Below are 15,586 nucleotides of genomic sequence, written 5' to 3'. Positions count from 1 at the left end.
AAAAGAAAAAGGTGAATTTGAGTTTCCTCAAATTCACCTTTCTCACTATTTGAAGCTAGTTATGTCCCAGCCTCTTTAACTATGAAACAATTACTTTATGAGGAATAAATCCCAAGAGAGGTTTAATAGGATGACACTGTGCAAAAAGGCCAAAAGAATTCCACGTCGATTTAACTTTTTCATCATTTTCATATCCATACTAAACACCTCATTTTTTAATTTTTATTTCTTTTTTGCAATTATACTCCCCCCTTTTAAAAAATGCAAAATTTTTTGAATATTTTGTGAACGTATTTTGAAAATTCATTCAATAAAATATTTCTATTTAATGGATTAAATTAAATTACACGTTATTTATGCATTTGTTTACTTAAAATTGAGCATATTACTTACTAAAGAGCTGTATTACCTAGTATGAAATTTTATAACTTATGTTTAATTTTTAAATAATCGGTTATAGGTAAGTACACGCTTTAATAAATAAAAGGAGTTGACTAAATTATGATGAGTTTCATTTGGTATTTAGTTATTGGCGGAGTACTTGGCTGGCTTGCAGGAGTCATTATCGGTAGAGATGTGCCTGGAGGTATTATCGGAAATATTGTTGCCGGTATCATTGGTTCTTGGATAGGTAGTGCTGTATTAGGAAACTGGGGATGGCAAGTATCTGATTTCTACGTTTTCCCTGCATTAATCGGTGCAATCGTATTAATCTTTATTGTAAGTCTCATTATGAGATCGATGAGAAAAGCAACTTAAAAAGTTTATTCAAGTTCAAACTGAATAGCGTGTGAAAAGTAAAAAAAGGTTCATTACAAATAAAGACGAAAGAACCCAACCTTAGTATTAGCACATTATTATTTAGTACTAATTATTGACGAAAGTTGGGTCTTTCGTCTTTTTGTATTGGTAAGTTTTATGAATGATTAAAACTTAATTGTACTAGTTCCTCGCCAACTTCTTCATATAGATGAAAATAATATAATATATCTTCTACATATTCCTCACTATGGTTATAATTAAAAATCGCTTCTCTTAATTTCCCGTCCGAAGCGCCAGATTTCGATAAATAATTTGCAGCACTGTAAATTGCGTCTTCAATATCATAAGGGTCTGCAACACCGTCACCATTTGCATCTACCCCGTATCCACCGTATTTTTCAATTATTTTGGGGTTCGTTTTTTCATCAGAAGGAATTTCCCCTTCGCCTAATCCACTGCATGTCGGATGATTCCAACCGACAAATGTACATGGCATAAATTGCATATGCCCTTCTGCTCCAGCTGGGGATATTAATTGCTCCATTGTTGAAAATCTTGTTTCTACACGATGATGTGCAGCTAGTAATGTCCACGGTACTTCATAGGCTTCTCCTGCTGAAATGTAAATAGGGATATACTCTTCTGGTATTTCAATATCAAAATGGTCCTGAATATTAATCGCTTTTTCTCTTTGAAAGAGAGTGGAAATATTTAAATTATCCCAAACTAAAAAAACACCAAAATAAACTGTCACGGAAACCGGAAGTAATAAAATAATAAGAAATAATTTTTTAGCAGGGCTAATAAATGGTTTTTTTTGCTTCTTTTTAAAAGTTTTATTTGCCACTTTAGCCACATCCTTTATATTTTTTTTAATACAAAACTATTAATTTGATGTAATTCATTTGAAATATTGCATGAAAAGATAGCTTTATATAATATAGCTTTCTATACTAATTATGTATTATACAACAAGGAGTGGAATAAAATGTGGAAAGAATTTAAAGAATTCGCAATGAAAGGTAATATTATCGATTTAGCTATTGGTGTCGTTATTGGTGGAGCTTTCGGTAAAATCGTTTCATCATTAGTAGAAAATATCATTACCCCGATCATTGGAATCATTACGGGTGGTATAAATTTAACGGATAGTCTAATTTTCGGTATAGGTGATGCACAAATTAAGCTTGGTGTATTTATTCAGTCTATTATTGACTTTATTATTATTGCATTTTCTATTTTTATGGCATTACGAGTATTATCGAAATTAAATCGTAAAAAGAAAGAGGAACTAGCAGAAGTACCATCAGCCCCAGAAGTTGATGCGAAAGAAGAGTTACTAATGGAAATCCGTGATTTATTAAAAAATAAACAATAATGATGACAAGTATTTAACTATTATTGGTTAAATACTTTTTCTTTATACTTTTTTTCATCATTTTTTCTTGTAAATATGAATTTTCATTAAGAGAGTGTTGTTTTCACTAATTTATCGTGATAAATTGAATTAATAATCGATTCATTCCCAATGTTTCGTAAAATGAGACAACTTTGAAAGAGAAAGAAGTGAGTATAGTGACAAATCGTTCAATCGAAACGAAACTTGTTCAATTAGGAAATTTAAGTGATGCCAAAACGGGTGCGGTTAATCCACCAATTTATATGTCAACGGCCTATAAACATAATGGAATCGGACAATCTACTGGATATGATTACACTAGAACTAAAAATCCAACTCGTGAAATTTTAGAAAAAGGAATTGCCGAATTAGAAAATGGTGATGCTGGATTTGCTTGTAGTTCTGGTATGGCAGCGGTTCAGTTAGTTCTTTCTTTATTTAAACCTGGCGATGAAATTATCTTACCCGATGATATTTACGGTGGGACATACCGTTTATTAAAAACTTTTAGTGAAACGTATAATATAAACCCTGTCTATTTTACATCAATAGAAGATATCGAAGGACTCGTTAATGAGAATACGAAGGCTATTTTCCTTGAAACACCGACGAATCCTCTGATGATTGAATTTGACCTTGATCAATTTGCTGTTATTTGTAAAAAGCATAATTTATTATTCATCGTAGATAATACGTTTTATACACCATACTTCCAGCGTCCGATAGAACATGGAGCAGATATTGTATTACATAGTGCAACAAAATATATTGCGGGTCATAATGATGTTTTGGCAGGGTTAGTCGTTGCCAAGGGAGAGAATTTATGTGAAAAATTAGCTTTTGCCCATAATGGAATGGGGTTAGTACTTTCTCCTATGGACAGTTGGCTAGTTATTCGTGGCTTAAAAACAATGCACTTGCGTTTAAAACAGCATGATTTAAATGGGAAAAAAGTAGCTGCTTATTTAGAATCTGAACCTTTAGTAAGCGATGTATTATATACGGGTAAAGGTGGTATGTTATCTTTCAGAGTTCAAAAACCAGAAATGGTAGATCCTTTCCTCCAAAAAATTCAATTAATCACTTTTGCTGAAAGTCTTGGAGGCGTTGAAAGTTTTATTACTTACCCAGCAACTCAAACCCATGCGGATATCCCTTATGAAGAGCGGGTTGCTCGTGGGGTAGATGATCGCTTATTACGCTTCTCTGTTGGTGTTGAAGAAGCAGAGGATATTATTGCTGATTTAAAACAAGTATTTGACCAATTGAGAAAAGAATTTTAATAATGAATAAAGAAAATCTGCTCGTTTTCTAAGAATTGTACGAAGACAAACTGATGTTAACAATGATTATCAATATTATGACCACTGTTAACCTATTTGTTCTTCTTACATTCTCGTATAAACAAGCAGATTTTTCATCTCTCAAAAAATAATCTTTATATATTATTAATGATCATAGCGAGAATGTTCAGAAATATCACTTAGAGCATCCCCTGCTTCATTAATATATATATTTTCTCTAGCTAAGTCACCAATAGCAATAATTCCTACTATTTCACCATTTTCAACTACCGGAATACGACGGATTTGGTGCTGCGCCATCATACGCGCACACTCATGCACATCTGTATCTGCAGTACATGTAACAACATCTGTAGACATACAGTCATGACAATGTACTGAATTGCTATCTTTTCCTTCTGCAACACATTGAATGACGATATCACGGTCAGTAATAATTCCTACCACTTCTTTTCCTTCACAAACAGGTACTGAACCACATTCAATATCGCGCATAATTTTTGCAGCAGATGTTACAGAATCATGGGGTGTACATACTTTAATATCTTTCGTCATAATTTCAGAAACAGTTTTCATCTTCTTACCTCCATTCATATTTACGATATTATTTTCTGTTATTTAAATAAAATTATTCCTTAAAGTACGAATATCGAAAAAAAACATAGAAAAAGCCAGGCAATTATGCCTGACTTTAGGTAGTTTATTTATCTAATCTTTCTTTAATTAATGTTTCCATATCGATTGCAATCGTTTCAGATGGAACACCATCTGCACTATCTGAATAACCAGTATAACTTTTTACTGCTACACCCTTTTCATCTACAAGATAAAAAGTAGAACCATGGATTACTTGATCTCCTTCTTCAGGCATTTTTACTAATGATTTAAATGAATTTAATGCAAACTGTTCAATCCATTTTTGATCATAATTCGTTAATAAGTTCCATTTCGATTCATCTGCAATTGTGTAATGACTTAAATATTCAGAAAGTACTTCGGGTGTATCAGTGGCAGGGTCAACGGAGAAACCTACAATATTGTAATCTTCAACCCCACGTTTTTCCAATTCTTCTTGAATCGTTGTCATATTAAAAGTCATCGGCTGACAAATCGTTGTACAATTTGTAAATATAAACATCGCTAACCACGGTTTCCCTTTTAACTTATCAAGTGAAACTTCTTCACCGCGATGATTTGTCGCAGTAAAATCATTTACTTCATATTCTATATCCGGTTTAAATTTATAATTGCTACATGCATTTAAAATAGTCATAAGTAATAGTATTCCGATAAGTCCGACTAATTTCTTTTTCAATGTATTCACTCCCTCTAGTCCTTCTCTCATATTATCGGAATACGAAACATAGTACAACCTCTCGAATCAATAGTTCTGGAACAAATTTGTGAAATTTATCCCTCCATTTAATCTATTAATTTTGATGCATTGATATAATGGCTGTGTGAATGGCATCAAGTTTCGTTTCAATACGATATAACAAATAAAATGATACGAGTATTGGAAAACCGATTTCTTGAACTAAAGACACCCATTCTTGCATCAGTTTCTCCCCCATCCTCTCTAATATTGAATAAAAAAGCCGACAAAATCGAACGGATGATTTTGCCGACTTAAAAAGGAAGTTCATTAACGATTTTGTGTTAAATTAAACTCCGAAACATTTCGTTCAACAATACGTGCCTGATTAATCGCTACTAATCCATGCCCTTCATTATGAAAAACATCGGCAGTCATAATTGTTTGCATTGCTGCAGCGATTTCTGTAGCTGTTAAATTTGCTTTCGGTTCATTGATAGATAATGTCATTGTTTTCCCATTCGCTGTATCAAATTTTAATTCTAATACTTGAGCCATTTAAAAAACTCCCTTCCTTATTTCGTTTCATTACAGTTCAACAGATTCGGTTTCGATTTTTTGAGCTTTTTGTAAAGTATAGCTAGATAGACTTGCTAGTACTTGTACAACTGCAGCAATTTGCGAAGCATCCACATTAGCGCGAACATGTTTGTAAGTTTTAGAAGTTAAAATTGGCTTACCTTGTTCATCAACTCCTGTTTCAAATGATAATTTTAATGTGGCATTATCAAAATTATATGCTGCCATCCTTTTTCCCCCTTTCATTTATATAAATACCTTCTTTTCCTGGAAAAAGAGACATGAAATTAGTGAAAACTTTTGAAGTTCCTTTTATAATAGATATTAGTGAAATTAAAGAGGTGAACGGTTTGAATTTAGATGGTTGGTTTTTATGGTTTATACTATTTTGGGTATTTGTTCTCATTACGTTAATGGGGATTGGCGGATTTTTTATGTTCCGAAAATTTTTGAAAGCTTTACCTAAGCAGGATGGAAAGTCTGATTTAGATTGGCAAAATTATTATTTAGATAAAACAATCCACCTATGGAATGATGAGTCAAAGGAACTGTTAAATGAATTAGTAAGTCCTGTTCCTGAGTTATTTCGGCAAGTGGCAAAAGAAAAAATCGCAGGTAAAATTGGAGAAATTGCTTTAAAAGAAAAGGCAAAGTCAATCTCCCATGATTTGATTATTAAAGGTTATATTCAAGCAACACCAAAACGGGATCATAAGTTTTTAAGAAAGAAACTAGATGAAATGAAAATTGATGTATCGCCATACGAACAATATTTTGAATAGTTTCTCTTCTACATACGAACAAAAGGGATTGTCCAATAAGACAATCCCTTTTGTTTAAGCTGTTATTAAACTTTTTTTAATTTTTTTAAATTGTATAAACATGGCGATTCTCCATGGCCATAGCATAGAGAATGCTAATATCCAAAACATTCCGCCAAGTTCACCTATATTAAAGGAATTTGAAAGAATAACCTTCATAAACACTCGAATAATCAGTAAACCACCTAATATAAAGAAAAAAGCTTTAGAACGTTTCATATAAATTTCATCTTGCCTTACTTCAAATTTTGATGTGGCAATTAATACTGTTGAAAATATGACTCCAACAACAACAGCTTCTAATATTTGTAACGGTGTAACACGGAATTCCTCAAATAAAAACATCAGTGCGCCGGATGACATAGCGATGGGAGGAATTAAGATTTTCTTAGCAGTAACTGGTTTTTTTTGAGATCGTATACGAACAAACATAACAAGCAATCCCATAAATATAGCCATTACTGTTGAACCGATTATTAAATATTGAGAAGGTATATTAGCAAACATAACTCTTCCCTCCTCTTGCAATCTCTATTAAAATAACGTATTGATAATACCTTATTTTCTAAATTATTTCCACAAAAAGCTCAACGAAAATCCTGCTAAACAACATTAGCAGGATTTTTTTATAAATCGTAAGTATCGAAAATATTCGCTACAATCATTTTTAATTGATTTTGTTCGAATGGTTTAATAATAAAATCCTTTGCACCAGCTTCTATTGCTTCAACTATAATCTTTTGTTGATCTAGTGCAGAAAGCATAATAATGTTTGCATTAGGGTATTGGGGCAATATTTCTTTTACTGCATCTAAGCCTGACTTAATCGGCATTGTTACATCCATCATCACAAGATCAGGTTGGTATTGTTTAAATAATTCCACCGCTTCTTTCCCATTTGCGGCTTCTCCAACAACTTCGAAACCCCACTCTTTGAACATATTGCCAACTTTTACTCGCATAAAAAGTGTATCATCAACTATTAATACTGTTGGCATAATTTATTCCCCTTTTTCTATACTACTAATTATTTTCTTCTAAAGTGATATTAAAAACCTGTAAATCCTCCAAAGAAAGGAGAAAGGAGGCGAATAATATAATCTAAACCGTCGAAAAATAGTAAAATTCCGACAGCAATCATGATAATTCCACCGACTTTAACGATTTTTTGACTATGTTTTCGAATCCAGCCAAGTTTAGAAATGAAGAAAGATAAAATAAAGAATGGTATAGCAAAACCAAAATAATACGCTAACATATACCATAAGCCCGATTGTGGATTAGCTCCAGCTAAAGTAATAATGGACATTAAGATCGGCCCTGTACAAGGTGTCCAACCTGCTGCGAAAGCAAGACCAATTAATAACGAACCAAAGTATCCTGAGGGTCTATTTTTAAATTGAAATTTGTGATCCTTCATCAAAAAGTCAATTTGTAATAATCCTACAATCATTAATCCGAAAATAACAATTAAGATGGCGCCAATTTGTCTTAATAAATCTTGATACGAAATAAAAAAGTCTCTCGCTAATGAAGTACCAAAACCGATGGCGATAAATATAATCGAAAAACCTATAAGAAAGAATAGCGTATGTAAAATGGCTCTCTTTTGTAACATCCCCTTCTCATTTTTTAGCTCATCATAGCTCATTCCCGTGATATAGGATAAAAAGGCTGGGTATAGGGGTAATGTACATGGTGAAATAAAACTTAAAAACCCAGCACCGAATGCTAAAAAGACATTAACATCTGTGTTCATGTATTTCTCTCCTTACAATTAATGTCTTCATCGTACCAAACTTTCCATAAAAATGCCCTTAATGGGTTGTGAAAATTTCTTGTCTAAAAACAATACAAAAACAATACAATGATAAAACTTGTTTATAGTGAAGCGCTATATTCAGTTATCTATGGAAAACTAACATGTTTCCAAGAAAAACGATAAACTATAATTCACTATTCACAGTTTTTTGGTGTAAAATATGTCTTTTTCTCGACTCCCAGATGGTCGATATCGTAAAGAGTAAAATTGCTAACCAAATAAAACTAAAAGATACTAACTCGGTTTTCGTAAATGGCTCATGATATAAAAGGACCCCTAAAATAAGTACAATCGTAGGGGTCATATATTGAATAAACCCTATTACATATTGTGGCAGTAGTTTAGCACCTTTTGCAAATAAAACAAGAGGATATGCAGTTACTACCCCACCTAAAATTAAAAATACATCCGTTTGCCAACTAAAATGTAAAAAAGACATTTTATCAGTAGACATAATATAAATATAGTAAACTATACCGAAAGGTAGAATAAATAACGTTTCAATCACTAAGCCTCGAGTAGCATTCAAAGTAATTTTTTTCTTTAAAGCACTATAAATTGCAAAACTAAAAGCAATTAAAAGGGCTATCCATGGTATTTTACCATAGCCGAAAGTTAGCAATAGTACGCCTATAAATGCGACGAGTACGGAACATAATTGAAGCTTCGATAATCTCTCATTAAAGAAGATCATTCCAAATACAACTGTAATTAACGGGTTAATATAATAACCTAAACTTGCATCAACTACATGGTCGTTATTTACAGCATAAATATATAAAAACCAGTTGCAGGAAATGACGAAGGAAGCAGCTAATAGTGATATAAATAATTTTTTATTTTGCCACAATGATTTTAAATCTTCCATTAACAAATGTCTTTGTTTAATAATTAAAATAAATATAAACGTAAAAACAAAGGACCATATAACTCGAGAAACTAATACTTCCAAACTATCGACATGATTTAGTAACTTCCAGTAAAGGGGAAAAATACCCCATATTCCATATGCTGCAAAAGCATAGAGAATACCTTTTTGATTATCATTCATTTTGACACCTTCTTCATTTTTATAACTGTAGAATAAACCAATTATAGTACTCGGGAATTATGAAGTAAATGCTCTAATTTACTAATTCCATTTGAAACAGTCAGCCAAAGAGAATAGTGAGATAAATTATGGTAAAGAAAGGGATGTTTCAATTTTGAAACATCCCATTACTACTTTCTTATTGTACGATTCCATTTTGTAATAAATACATTTTATGGTAAAGACCTTGCTGTGCTAATAATTCTTGATGAGTACCCTTTTCAATTATTTCCCCTTGATGTAAAACTAAAATTTGTTCCGCATCTTGAATGGTTGATAGACGATGGGCAATCGCAATCGTTGTTCTACCTTTTCTCATCTTTTCCAGTGAAGATTGGATTGCTACTTCCGTTTCCGTATCAATGGATGCTGTCGCTTCATCTAAAACTAATATTTTCGGATTAGTTGCAATTGTTCGTGCAAAGGCAACAAGTTGTCGTTGGCCGCTTGAAAAAGTTGAACCTCGTTCTGTTACCCGTTGATTATATGCATTTGGCAATTGTTCGATGAATGTATCTGCTTGCACAAATTTCGCTGCATCCACTACATCTTGATCTGTCAGTTCGTCATTAAATAGTTTAATATTACTTTCTATCGTCCCATAAAACAAAAACGGATCTTGAAGTACTAAACCAATTTTTCTTCTTAATTCATCTTTACGATAGGATTTAATGGAAACACCATCTATGAAAATGTCACCTTGTTTAAACTCGTAAAAACGCATTAATAGATTAATAATCGAACTTTTCCCGCTTCCAGTATGTCCAACGAGAGCAACCGTTTCACCAGGTTTAACAGTAAACGATATATTTTTTAACACATTTGTTTTACCATCATAACTAAAAGTAACATTTTTAAACTCAATTAATCCTTCTGTTATAAGTTCATTACTTTCCCCTTGTTTTGGTTCGTTTTCCTCTTCATCTAGCAAAGTGAACACTCGGGAACCCGCAACAATAGCTTGTTGATAAATCGCTAACCGTTCCATCACATTGTTAACCGGTTCAAAGAAGCGATTAATGTAAGTGATGAAGGCATATACCGTACCAACTTCAATTGCAGTCTCAAAAGATGTAATCCCAAAGTACGTTAGTAATATGACAATGGCAGTAAAGTAAATTAAGTCGATTACAGGACGAAGTAAAATACTATTTAACTTTGTATTATTCATCATTGCTATATAATGCTCATGATTGATTTCGTCGAATTCTTCATTAAAACGTTTTTCTTGGCGAAAAGCTTGGATAATCCCCATGCCCGATAAACTCTCAGCCAATTTGGCATTCAATTGACTTAACTTTTCTCGCATCGTCATATATACTACCGAACTATATTTTCGATACAAGTAAACAACTAAGAAAATAAGCGGTAGTAAAATTAACGTAAACAAGGCTAACATTGGATTTAATAAAAACATAGCAACATATATCCCTACGATTAGGAAAGCAGCTTGTACGAAGGTGCTTAAAACAGAAACAAACAAATCTTTAATGGCCTCTGTATCATTTGTCGCTCTGGAAACAATCGTTCCTGCAGGAGTATCATCGAAATAACGCATGCCTAGTTGATGTATTTTCTTAAATACATCGATTCGTAACTGTTGAATAATTTTTAAAGCAATTTCTTGAAATTTTACTAACTGTAAATAAGAAATAATGACATTTAGCACTTGGATAACAAAATAAGAAACAGCCAACAAAATGATTGGTTGTAAATCAAAATTTCCAACGGCTAAATGATCATCAAGAAAAACTTTTATAATATATGGACCTAAAACATCCCCAATAACCGTCAACAATAATAAAAACAACGCAAAAGAAACGGCTTTTTTATGGGGCTTCAAGTAACTAAACAGTCTTACTACAATTTGTCTTTGTTCTTTACTAGAAAAGGCAGTTTGTTTTTTCATGATACTCCCCCTCCCTTTTCTACTAATTGTTCAAGTTGTTGAAGCTGATACATTTCATAATAGCGTCCTTGAAGTTCCATTAATTCATCATGGGTACCTTTTTCAACAATGGTCCCTTCATGCATCACAATAATGAGATGGGCGTGTTCAATGGCACTTAAGCGATGGGACGTAATAATCGTTGTCGAATCTTCCCTTGCTTCTTTCAATGATTTTAAAATGGATTCCTCAGTTTTAGCATCTACAGCTGATAACGAATCATCTAAAATTAATAATTCCGGTTGCATCATTAAAGCTCGCGCAATGGAGATACGCTGCTTTTGACCACCAGATAGTGAAACGCCACGTTCACCGACAACTGTGTCATATCCATCTGAAAAGCGTAAAATATCGTCATGTATGTGGGCAAGTTTTGCAACCCGTTCCACTGTTTCTTTGTCCGTTTTCGGATTAATAAAAGCGATATTTTCATAGACGGATGCTGAAAATAGGAAATGATCTTGGGGAACATAACCAATTGCTTCCCTCAATTTAATTTTTTTATATTCATCAATTGAATAATTACCAAACTTTATAATCCCGTCAAACCCTTCAAATTCACGAAGTAATAACTTCAAAATTGACGTTTTCCCGGAACCGGTTTTCCCAACAATTCCTAATGTTTGGCCTTGTTTTAATTCAAAGTGTACATTATACAGAGCGCTAGCTTCTTCTCCAGGGAATTTAAAATCATTGACAGAGAAAACAATATCACCATTCGGTTTGACATCAATTGCTTGCTCTTTGTCATCGATTTCTACTGGTACAGACAGAAGTTGTTCAATCCGATCATAGGAAGCAGATCCCCGTTCCATTATGTTAAATAACATTCCAAAGGCAAGCATTGGCCATACAAGCAATCCTAAGTATGTGTTGAAAGCAACCAAGTCTCCAATTGACATTATACCTTCATGTATAAATTTTGCTCCAAATCCGAGACTTAACATAAAACTAAATCCAATGATTAAACTAATTGTAGGATCGAATAAAGAATCGATTTTAGCTACTTTCATATTTTTTTCTACAACATCATTAGAAAGACGAGTAAAGTCTTCTGTATCTTCCCTTTGCTGACCAAAAGTTTTAATGACTTTTATTCCAGATATACTTTCCTGAGTTTTGTCGTTTAGATCTGAAAAAGCAGCCTGAGCATCACGGAATTTTAAATGTAGTAATTTGCCATAGTAACTTGTGGATATGGCCATCAATGGCATTGGGATTAAGGCAATTAATGTCAATCGCCAGTCAATCGTAATAGCCATCGCGAGAATAACAAATCCACCAGTCGTCACAGAATCAAATAAAGTGAGGACTCCTCCACCAGCTGTTTGTTGCACTGCTGAAATGTCATTTGTCGCATGGGCCATTAAGTCTCCAACTCGCCGCTGTTGGTAAAAGGATGGGCTCATTTTACTAAAATGACGAAAAAGTTTTTCCCGTAAATTTTTCGCAAGATAATTGGATGAACCAAAGATCATTAGCCTCCAATAGTAGCGGAGAATGTATGCTAAAATGGCAACAACAATGATAAGGCCTACCCATTTTGCCAGGGATCCAGAAGTAAGTTCTCGACTCCCAATTTCATCAATCACATAGCCAATAACCTTTGGCGGAATCAAATTTAGTATTGCTACTAAAGCGAGCATCGTTAGCCCAAAAAGATACTCCTTTTTTCTTTCTTTAAAAAACCAACCTAATTTCAAAAAAACTTTCATCGTTTCACCTTCTTCTTGCCTCAGAGTAAATTTTTAATTTCTAGAATTTTCAGTTCATTATATGAGACCAACCTATTTTAGCAAATAATGTATAATGCGTGAAGATGATTCCAAAAAATAATTCAATATTCGAAACATTTAGGTCGAAAGTTGTATAAGCAAAAAAAGATATATGTTCAAAAAGCGAACATATACCTTTTTTAAGTTAGAAAATTTTAAGTTGTTACTTTTAAAACGGTTTTGATTTTTTCAATAATGCCACCTGTACTATAAGTTAATACACTTCGTTTATAGAATGAAAGGCTTAATATATAAGCAGCAACACACGTTACAATAAGAAGTACTAATGAAATAATAGGTTCAACTGTTGAAATGTCAGTTGCTCCAATACGCATCGGCATGACCATCCCTGACGTTAATGGGATATAGGAGAATACTTTAATTAATAATGTATCAGGATTTGCCACACCTGAAATCATGACATAAAATCCAATTAAAGTAATCATGATGGCAGGCGTCATTACTTGTGATGCTTCTTCTACTTTTGAAACAAGGGAACCGAATAAAGCTCCGATAATTAAATAAAGAACGATCGTTAAGAATAGGAAGGCAATCACGTAAAATACGTAAGAATAGGAAATGTCACTTAGTACGGACTCAACCATTTTCCATTTTGAACCGCCATCCGTAAATCGTAATAAGACAAAAAGGAATCCGAAAATGACACCAAACTGTGTTAACGCGACTAACATTGTACCGATAATTTTCGATTGAAAATGTGTTCCTGGTTTTACACTTACTAATAACATTTCTAAAGCACGGGACCCTTTTTCGGAAGCCACATCTGTAGTAATAATAGATAAAAACGTCATTACAAAGAAGTAAATGACAATTCCAGCTCCATAAGAAACCCACATTCCGGATTGTTTTTGATCTTCACTTTTTGTGTCCCCGGTTTGCTCATTAATATTTGTTGTCGTAATAATTGGTTCAGAGTTTAATATTTTCTCTGCTTCCTCTGCCGTTAAATTTAATTGTTGTATACCATAAATACTTCCCGCATATTGAATTAAAGATGAAATTGTAGATTGATCATTTAACTTTAATGGGGTGTATGTAGCAATTTCCGCTTTTAACCTTTTATTTTCTTCTGAAACAATTATAACCGCATCTAATTTTTCATCTTTCAATTGTTCATATAAACTTTCTTTTGACTCGGTCGGATAACTAAAAGTAATGTCATCATTGGAAGCAAAAATAGGTTCCAATTCCACCGGTGTTTCATTAACTAGAGCGATTTGAAGAGCTTCTTCGTTAACAAACAGTGCTTTAATATCAGACCAAAACATTACGACAGTAATTACAGCGATATATAATAAGGTCATTAAAATAAAAGATTTTCCTTTTACCTTTTCCTTATATAGCTGCTTAACAAGTATGGATAATTTACTCATCATTTCCACCTACCTTATCTTTGAAGATTTCATCAAGGGATAAATAATCAAGACTAAATTTTTCGATATATTGACCGTTTGAAATCAACTCAAAAATAGGTTTTGCGAAGGATTCATTCATTAACGTTAAGACATATTCATCTCGCATTACTTTTACTTCTTTTACCCCTGCCATTTTTTCTAATTCGCTCTTCGGTACAGTAGTACGTATTGATAGCTTTGTTTTCCCGTACTGCTTTTTTAAATCTAATAAACTACCAGAAAACAAAGAAACACCGCGTTTTAATATACAAAGATGATCACATAACTCTTCCACGTTGTCCATTTGGTGACTTGAGAAAAGAATGGTTACCCCCTTTTCTTTTAATAATAAAATCGCATTTTTTAAAAGGTCACGGTTAACTGGATCAAGTCCACTAAAAGGTTCATCTAAGATTAAAAATTTTGGTTTGTGAATAAAACTAGCAATTAATTGGACTTTTTGTTGATTTCCTTTTGATAATGTTTCAGCTTTGTCATGTCTTTTTTCTTCTAATTCGAATCGATTAATCCAAAAGTCAATCTCTTTTTTTAATTCATTGCCGTTCATGCCACGTAATTTACCGAAGAAAATTAATTGATCTTCAACTTTCATTTGGGGGAAAATCCCCCTTTCTTCTGGTAAATATCCTAGCCAATCACGGTTAATTTTTTTTATTGGTGAGCCGTCCCATGTAATGCTTCCTTCAGTTTGTTCTTGCAAATCAAGAATCATGCGGAATGTAGTCGTCTTTCCCGCTCCGTTTTGACCGATTAAACCAAAAATTTCACCTTTATCAATTGTGAAATTTAAATCGTTTACTGCAGTGAAATCTTTATATTTTTTCACTACATGTTTTAAGGCTAAAGTCATTGTATAGCTCCTTCCTGAACTTTCGATTTCTAAGCGTATTGTACTAATAGCTGTCTGTTTGTAATACGGATTGGAATAGAAAAAGTTCCATGAATTATAAAATCCATTTACTTTTTTCCAATTATAAAGAAATTTTCCTCCAAATCGAGCATTTTCAAATTGAAATATCAATTACTTTATTGTTTATTCTATAAATATATTAAAAATAACAGTAAAATAGGTGAATATCAGTTACAAAGAGGTATGATTTTGCGAAATTTAATAGAATTACTATTTTGTTTTAAGCTCTTCCTTTTCTTAATTATCCAATGTAGAATCGGTTAATTTAAGCTTTAAGATGCCCCAAGGATTGAATTCCGATCTCTTCTTAAAAAGAAGGTAATTTATCACAAAAAAATAAAATTAGAAAATTGTTATGCTAGTACTTTCAATATAATAGGTAAAAATCTAGTTCATCTCCTTACAAATGAATACATTATTATTGC

18 protein-coding genes are annotated in these 15,586 nt (G+C 32.8%); 4 read left to right on the top strand and 14 right to left on the bottom strand.

Going from position 1 to position 15,586, the window contains the following annotated elements; translation table 11 throughout:
- Positions 1-501: 501 nt before the first annotated feature.
- Positions 502-759: a GlsB/YeaQ/YmgE family stress response membrane protein gene (locus tag H9636_RS14465; protein WP_191708277.1), complete on the top strand. Its 258-nt coding sequence runs from the start codon at positions 502-504 to the stop codon at positions 757-759.
- A 157-nt stretch (positions 760-916) separates the two neighbouring features.
- Here the strand turns inward: H9636_RS14465 and H9636_RS14460 are convergent, their stop codons facing one another.
- Positions 917-1,609: a lytic transglycosylase domain-containing protein gene (locus tag H9636_RS14460; protein ID WP_191708276.1), complete on the bottom strand. Its 693-nt coding sequence runs from the start codon at positions 1,607-1,609 to the stop codon at positions 917-919.
- Between the two features lie 141 nt (positions 1,610-1,750).
- On the opposite strand from H9636_RS14460, the gene mscL reads away from it, so the two are divergent.
- Entirely contained in the window at positions 1,751-2,140 is a 390-nt protein-coding gene (mscL, locus tag H9636_RS14455; protein ID WP_191708275.1) for a large conductance mechanosensitive channel protein MscL, read from the top strand.
- A gap of 197 nt (positions 2,141-2,337) precedes the next feature.
- Positions 2,338-3,444 carry a methionine biosynthesis PLP-dependent protein gene (locus H9636_RS14450; protein ID WP_191708274.1) on the top strand — a complete coding sequence of 369 codons (1,107 nt, stop codon included), beginning with the start codon at positions 2,338-2,340 and terminating at the stop codon, positions 3,442-3,444.
- A gap of 165 nt (positions 3,445-3,609) precedes the next feature.
- On the opposite strand, the gene H9636_RS14445 is transcribed toward H9636_RS14450, so the two are convergent.
- The 5 genes from H9636_RS14445 to H9636_RS14425 form a co-directional block, all read right to left on the bottom strand.
- Positions 3,610-4,041 carry a CBS domain-containing protein gene (locus tag H9636_RS14445; protein WP_191708273.1) on the bottom strand — a complete coding sequence of 144 codons (432 nt, stop codon included), beginning with the start codon at positions 4,039-4,041 and terminating at the stop codon, positions 3,610-3,612.
- A 124-nt stretch (positions 4,042-4,165) separates the two neighbouring features.
- Positions 4,166-4,780 (bottom strand): SCO family protein, encoded by a 615-nt coding sequence (locus H9636_RS14440; RefSeq protein ID WP_191708272.1) that lies wholly within the window; start codon positions 4,778-4,780, stop codon positions 4,166-4,168.
- Between the two features lie 115 nt (positions 4,781-4,895).
- Positions 4,896-5,024, bottom strand: a complete 129-nt coding sequence (locus tag H9636_RS14435) for a YvrJ family protein (protein ID WP_122970630.1) — start codon at positions 5,022-5,024, stop codon at positions 4,896-4,898.
- Between the two features lie 86 nt (positions 5,025-5,110).
- Entirely contained in the window at positions 5,111-5,338 is a 228-nt protein-coding gene (locus H9636_RS14430) for a DUF2922 domain-containing protein (protein ID WP_191708271.1), read from the bottom strand.
- A gap of 30 nt (positions 5,339-5,368) precedes the next feature.
- Positions 5,369-5,587, bottom strand: coding sequence for a DUF1659 domain-containing protein (locus tag H9636_RS14425; RefSeq protein ID WP_191708270.1), 219 nt, complete (start codon positions 5,585-5,587; stop codon positions 5,369-5,371).
- 122 nt (positions 5,588-5,709) lie between these two features.
- Between H9636_RS14425 and H9636_RS14420 the strand changes: the two genes are divergently transcribed.
- A complete protein-coding gene (locus tag H9636_RS14420; RefSeq protein ID WP_225230245.1) occupies positions 5,710-6,141 on the top strand; it encodes a DUF2621 domain-containing protein in 432 nt (143 codons plus the stop codon).
- 54 nt (positions 6,142-6,195) lie between these two features.
- Here the strand turns inward: H9636_RS14420 and H9636_RS14415 are convergent, their stop codons facing one another.
- The 8 genes from H9636_RS14415 to H9636_RS14380 form a co-directional block, all read right to left on the bottom strand.
- Positions 6,196-6,687 (bottom strand): CcdC family protein, encoded by a 492-nt coding sequence (locus H9636_RS14415; protein WP_191708268.1) that lies wholly within the window; start codon positions 6,685-6,687, stop codon positions 6,196-6,198.
- A 119-nt stretch (positions 6,688-6,806) separates the two neighbouring features.
- Positions 6,807-7,178 carry a response regulator gene (locus H9636_RS14410; RefSeq protein WP_225230241.1) on the bottom strand — a complete coding sequence of 124 codons (372 nt, stop codon included), beginning with the start codon at positions 7,176-7,178 and terminating at the stop codon, positions 6,807-6,809.
- Positions 7,179-7,228: 50 nt separating this feature from the next.
- Positions 7,229-7,939 (bottom strand): cytochrome c biogenesis CcdA family protein, encoded by a 711-nt coding sequence (locus tag H9636_RS14405; RefSeq protein ID WP_191708267.1) that lies wholly within the window; start codon positions 7,937-7,939, stop codon positions 7,229-7,231.
- A 187-nt stretch (positions 7,940-8,126) separates the two neighbouring features.
- Positions 8,127-9,053 carry an EamA family transporter RarD gene (rarD, locus tag H9636_RS14400; RefSeq protein ID WP_191708266.1) on the bottom strand — a complete coding sequence of 309 codons (927 nt, stop codon included), beginning with the start codon at positions 9,051-9,053 and terminating at the stop codon, positions 8,127-8,129.
- Between the two features lie 178 nt (positions 9,054-9,231).
- Positions 9,232-11,001, bottom strand: coding sequence for an ABC transporter ATP-binding protein (locus H9636_RS14395; RefSeq protein ID WP_191708265.1), 1,770 nt, complete (start codon positions 10,999-11,001; stop codon positions 9,232-9,234).
- The gene (locus H9636_RS14390) at positions 10,998-12,755 is read right to left on the bottom strand and encodes an ABC transporter transmembrane domain-containing protein (RefSeq protein WP_191708264.1); all 1,758 of its coding nucleotides are present in this window, start codon (positions 12,753-12,755) and stop codon (positions 10,998-11,000) included. Before H9636_RS14390 ends, H9636_RS14395 begins: the two co-directional genes overlap by 4 nt.
- A gap of 215 nt (positions 12,756-12,970) precedes the next feature.
- Positions 12,971-14,209 (bottom strand): ABC transporter permease, encoded by a 1,239-nt coding sequence (locus H9636_RS14385; protein ID WP_191708263.1) that lies wholly within the window; start codon positions 14,207-14,209, stop codon positions 12,971-12,973.
- Positions 14,202-15,101 carry an ABC transporter ATP-binding protein gene (locus H9636_RS14380; protein ID WP_191708262.1) on the bottom strand — a complete coding sequence of 300 codons (900 nt, stop codon included), beginning with the start codon at positions 15,099-15,101 and terminating at the stop codon, positions 14,202-14,204. The genes H9636_RS14385 and H9636_RS14380 overlap by 8 nt, the downstream gene beginning before the upstream one ends.
- Positions 15,102-15,586 lie beyond the last annotated feature (485 nt).

Origin of the sequence: Ureibacillus galli (genome assembly GCF_014836845.1) — a bacterium.
Classification (GTDB): domain Bacteria; phylum Bacillota; class Bacilli; order Bacillales_A; family Planococcaceae; genus Ureibacillus; species Ureibacillus galli.
This window is presented reverse-complemented; position numbering and strand designations above follow the sequence as displayed.

Bases quoted from the DNA above. Each gene is read 5' to 3' on its own strand.
- H9636_RS14465 (WP_191708277.1), top strand. From the start codon at position 502: ATGATGAGTTTCATTTGGTATTTAGTTATTGGCGGAGTACTTGGCTGG.
- mscL (WP_191708275.1), top strand. From the start codon at position 1,751: ATGTGGAAAGAATTTAAAGAATTCGCAATGAAAGGTAATATTATCGAT.
- H9636_RS14445 (WP_191708273.1), bottom strand. From the start codon at position 4,041: ATGAAAACTGTTTCTGAAATTATGACGAAAGATATTAAAGTATGTACA.
- H9636_RS14435 (WP_122970630.1), bottom strand. From the start codon at position 5,024: ATGCAAGAATGGGTGTCTTTAGTTCAAGAAATCGGTTTTCCAATACTC.
- H9636_RS14430 (WP_191708271.1), bottom strand. From the start codon at position 5,338: ATGGCTCAAGTATTAGAATTAAAATTTGATACAGCGAATGGGAAAACA.
- H9636_RS14425 (WP_191708270.1), bottom strand. From the start codon at position 5,587: ATGGCAGCATATAATTTTGATAATGCCACATTAAAATTATCATTTGAA.
- H9636_RS14415 (WP_191708268.1), bottom strand. From the start codon at position 6,687: ATGTTTGCTAATATACCTTCTCAATATTTAATAATCGGTTCAACAGTA.
- H9636_RS14410 (WP_225230241.1), bottom strand. From the start codon at position 7,178: ATGCCAACAGTATTAATAGTTGATGATACACTTTTTATGCGAGTAAAA.
- H9636_RS14405 (WP_191708267.1), bottom strand. From the start codon at position 7,939: ATGAACACAGATGTTAATGTCTTTTTAGCATTCGGTGCTGGGTTTTTA.
- rarD (WP_191708266.1), bottom strand. From the start codon at position 9,053: ATGAATGATAATCAAAAAGGTATTCTCTATGCTTTTGCAGCATATGGA.
- H9636_RS14395 (WP_191708265.1), bottom strand. From the start codon at position 11,001: ATGAAAAAACAAACTGCCTTTTCTAGTAAAGAACAAAGACAAATTGTA.
- H9636_RS14390 (WP_191708264.1), bottom strand. From the start codon at position 12,755: ATGAAAGTTTTTTTGAAATTAGGTTGGTTTTTTAAAGAAAGAAAAAAG.
- H9636_RS14385 (WP_191708263.1), bottom strand. From the start codon at position 14,209: ATGAGTAAATTATCCATACTTGTTAAGCAGCTATATAAGGAAAAGGTA.
- H9636_RS14380 (WP_191708262.1), bottom strand. From the start codon at position 15,101: ATGACTTTAGCCTTAAAACATGTAGTGAAAAAATATAAAGATTTCACT.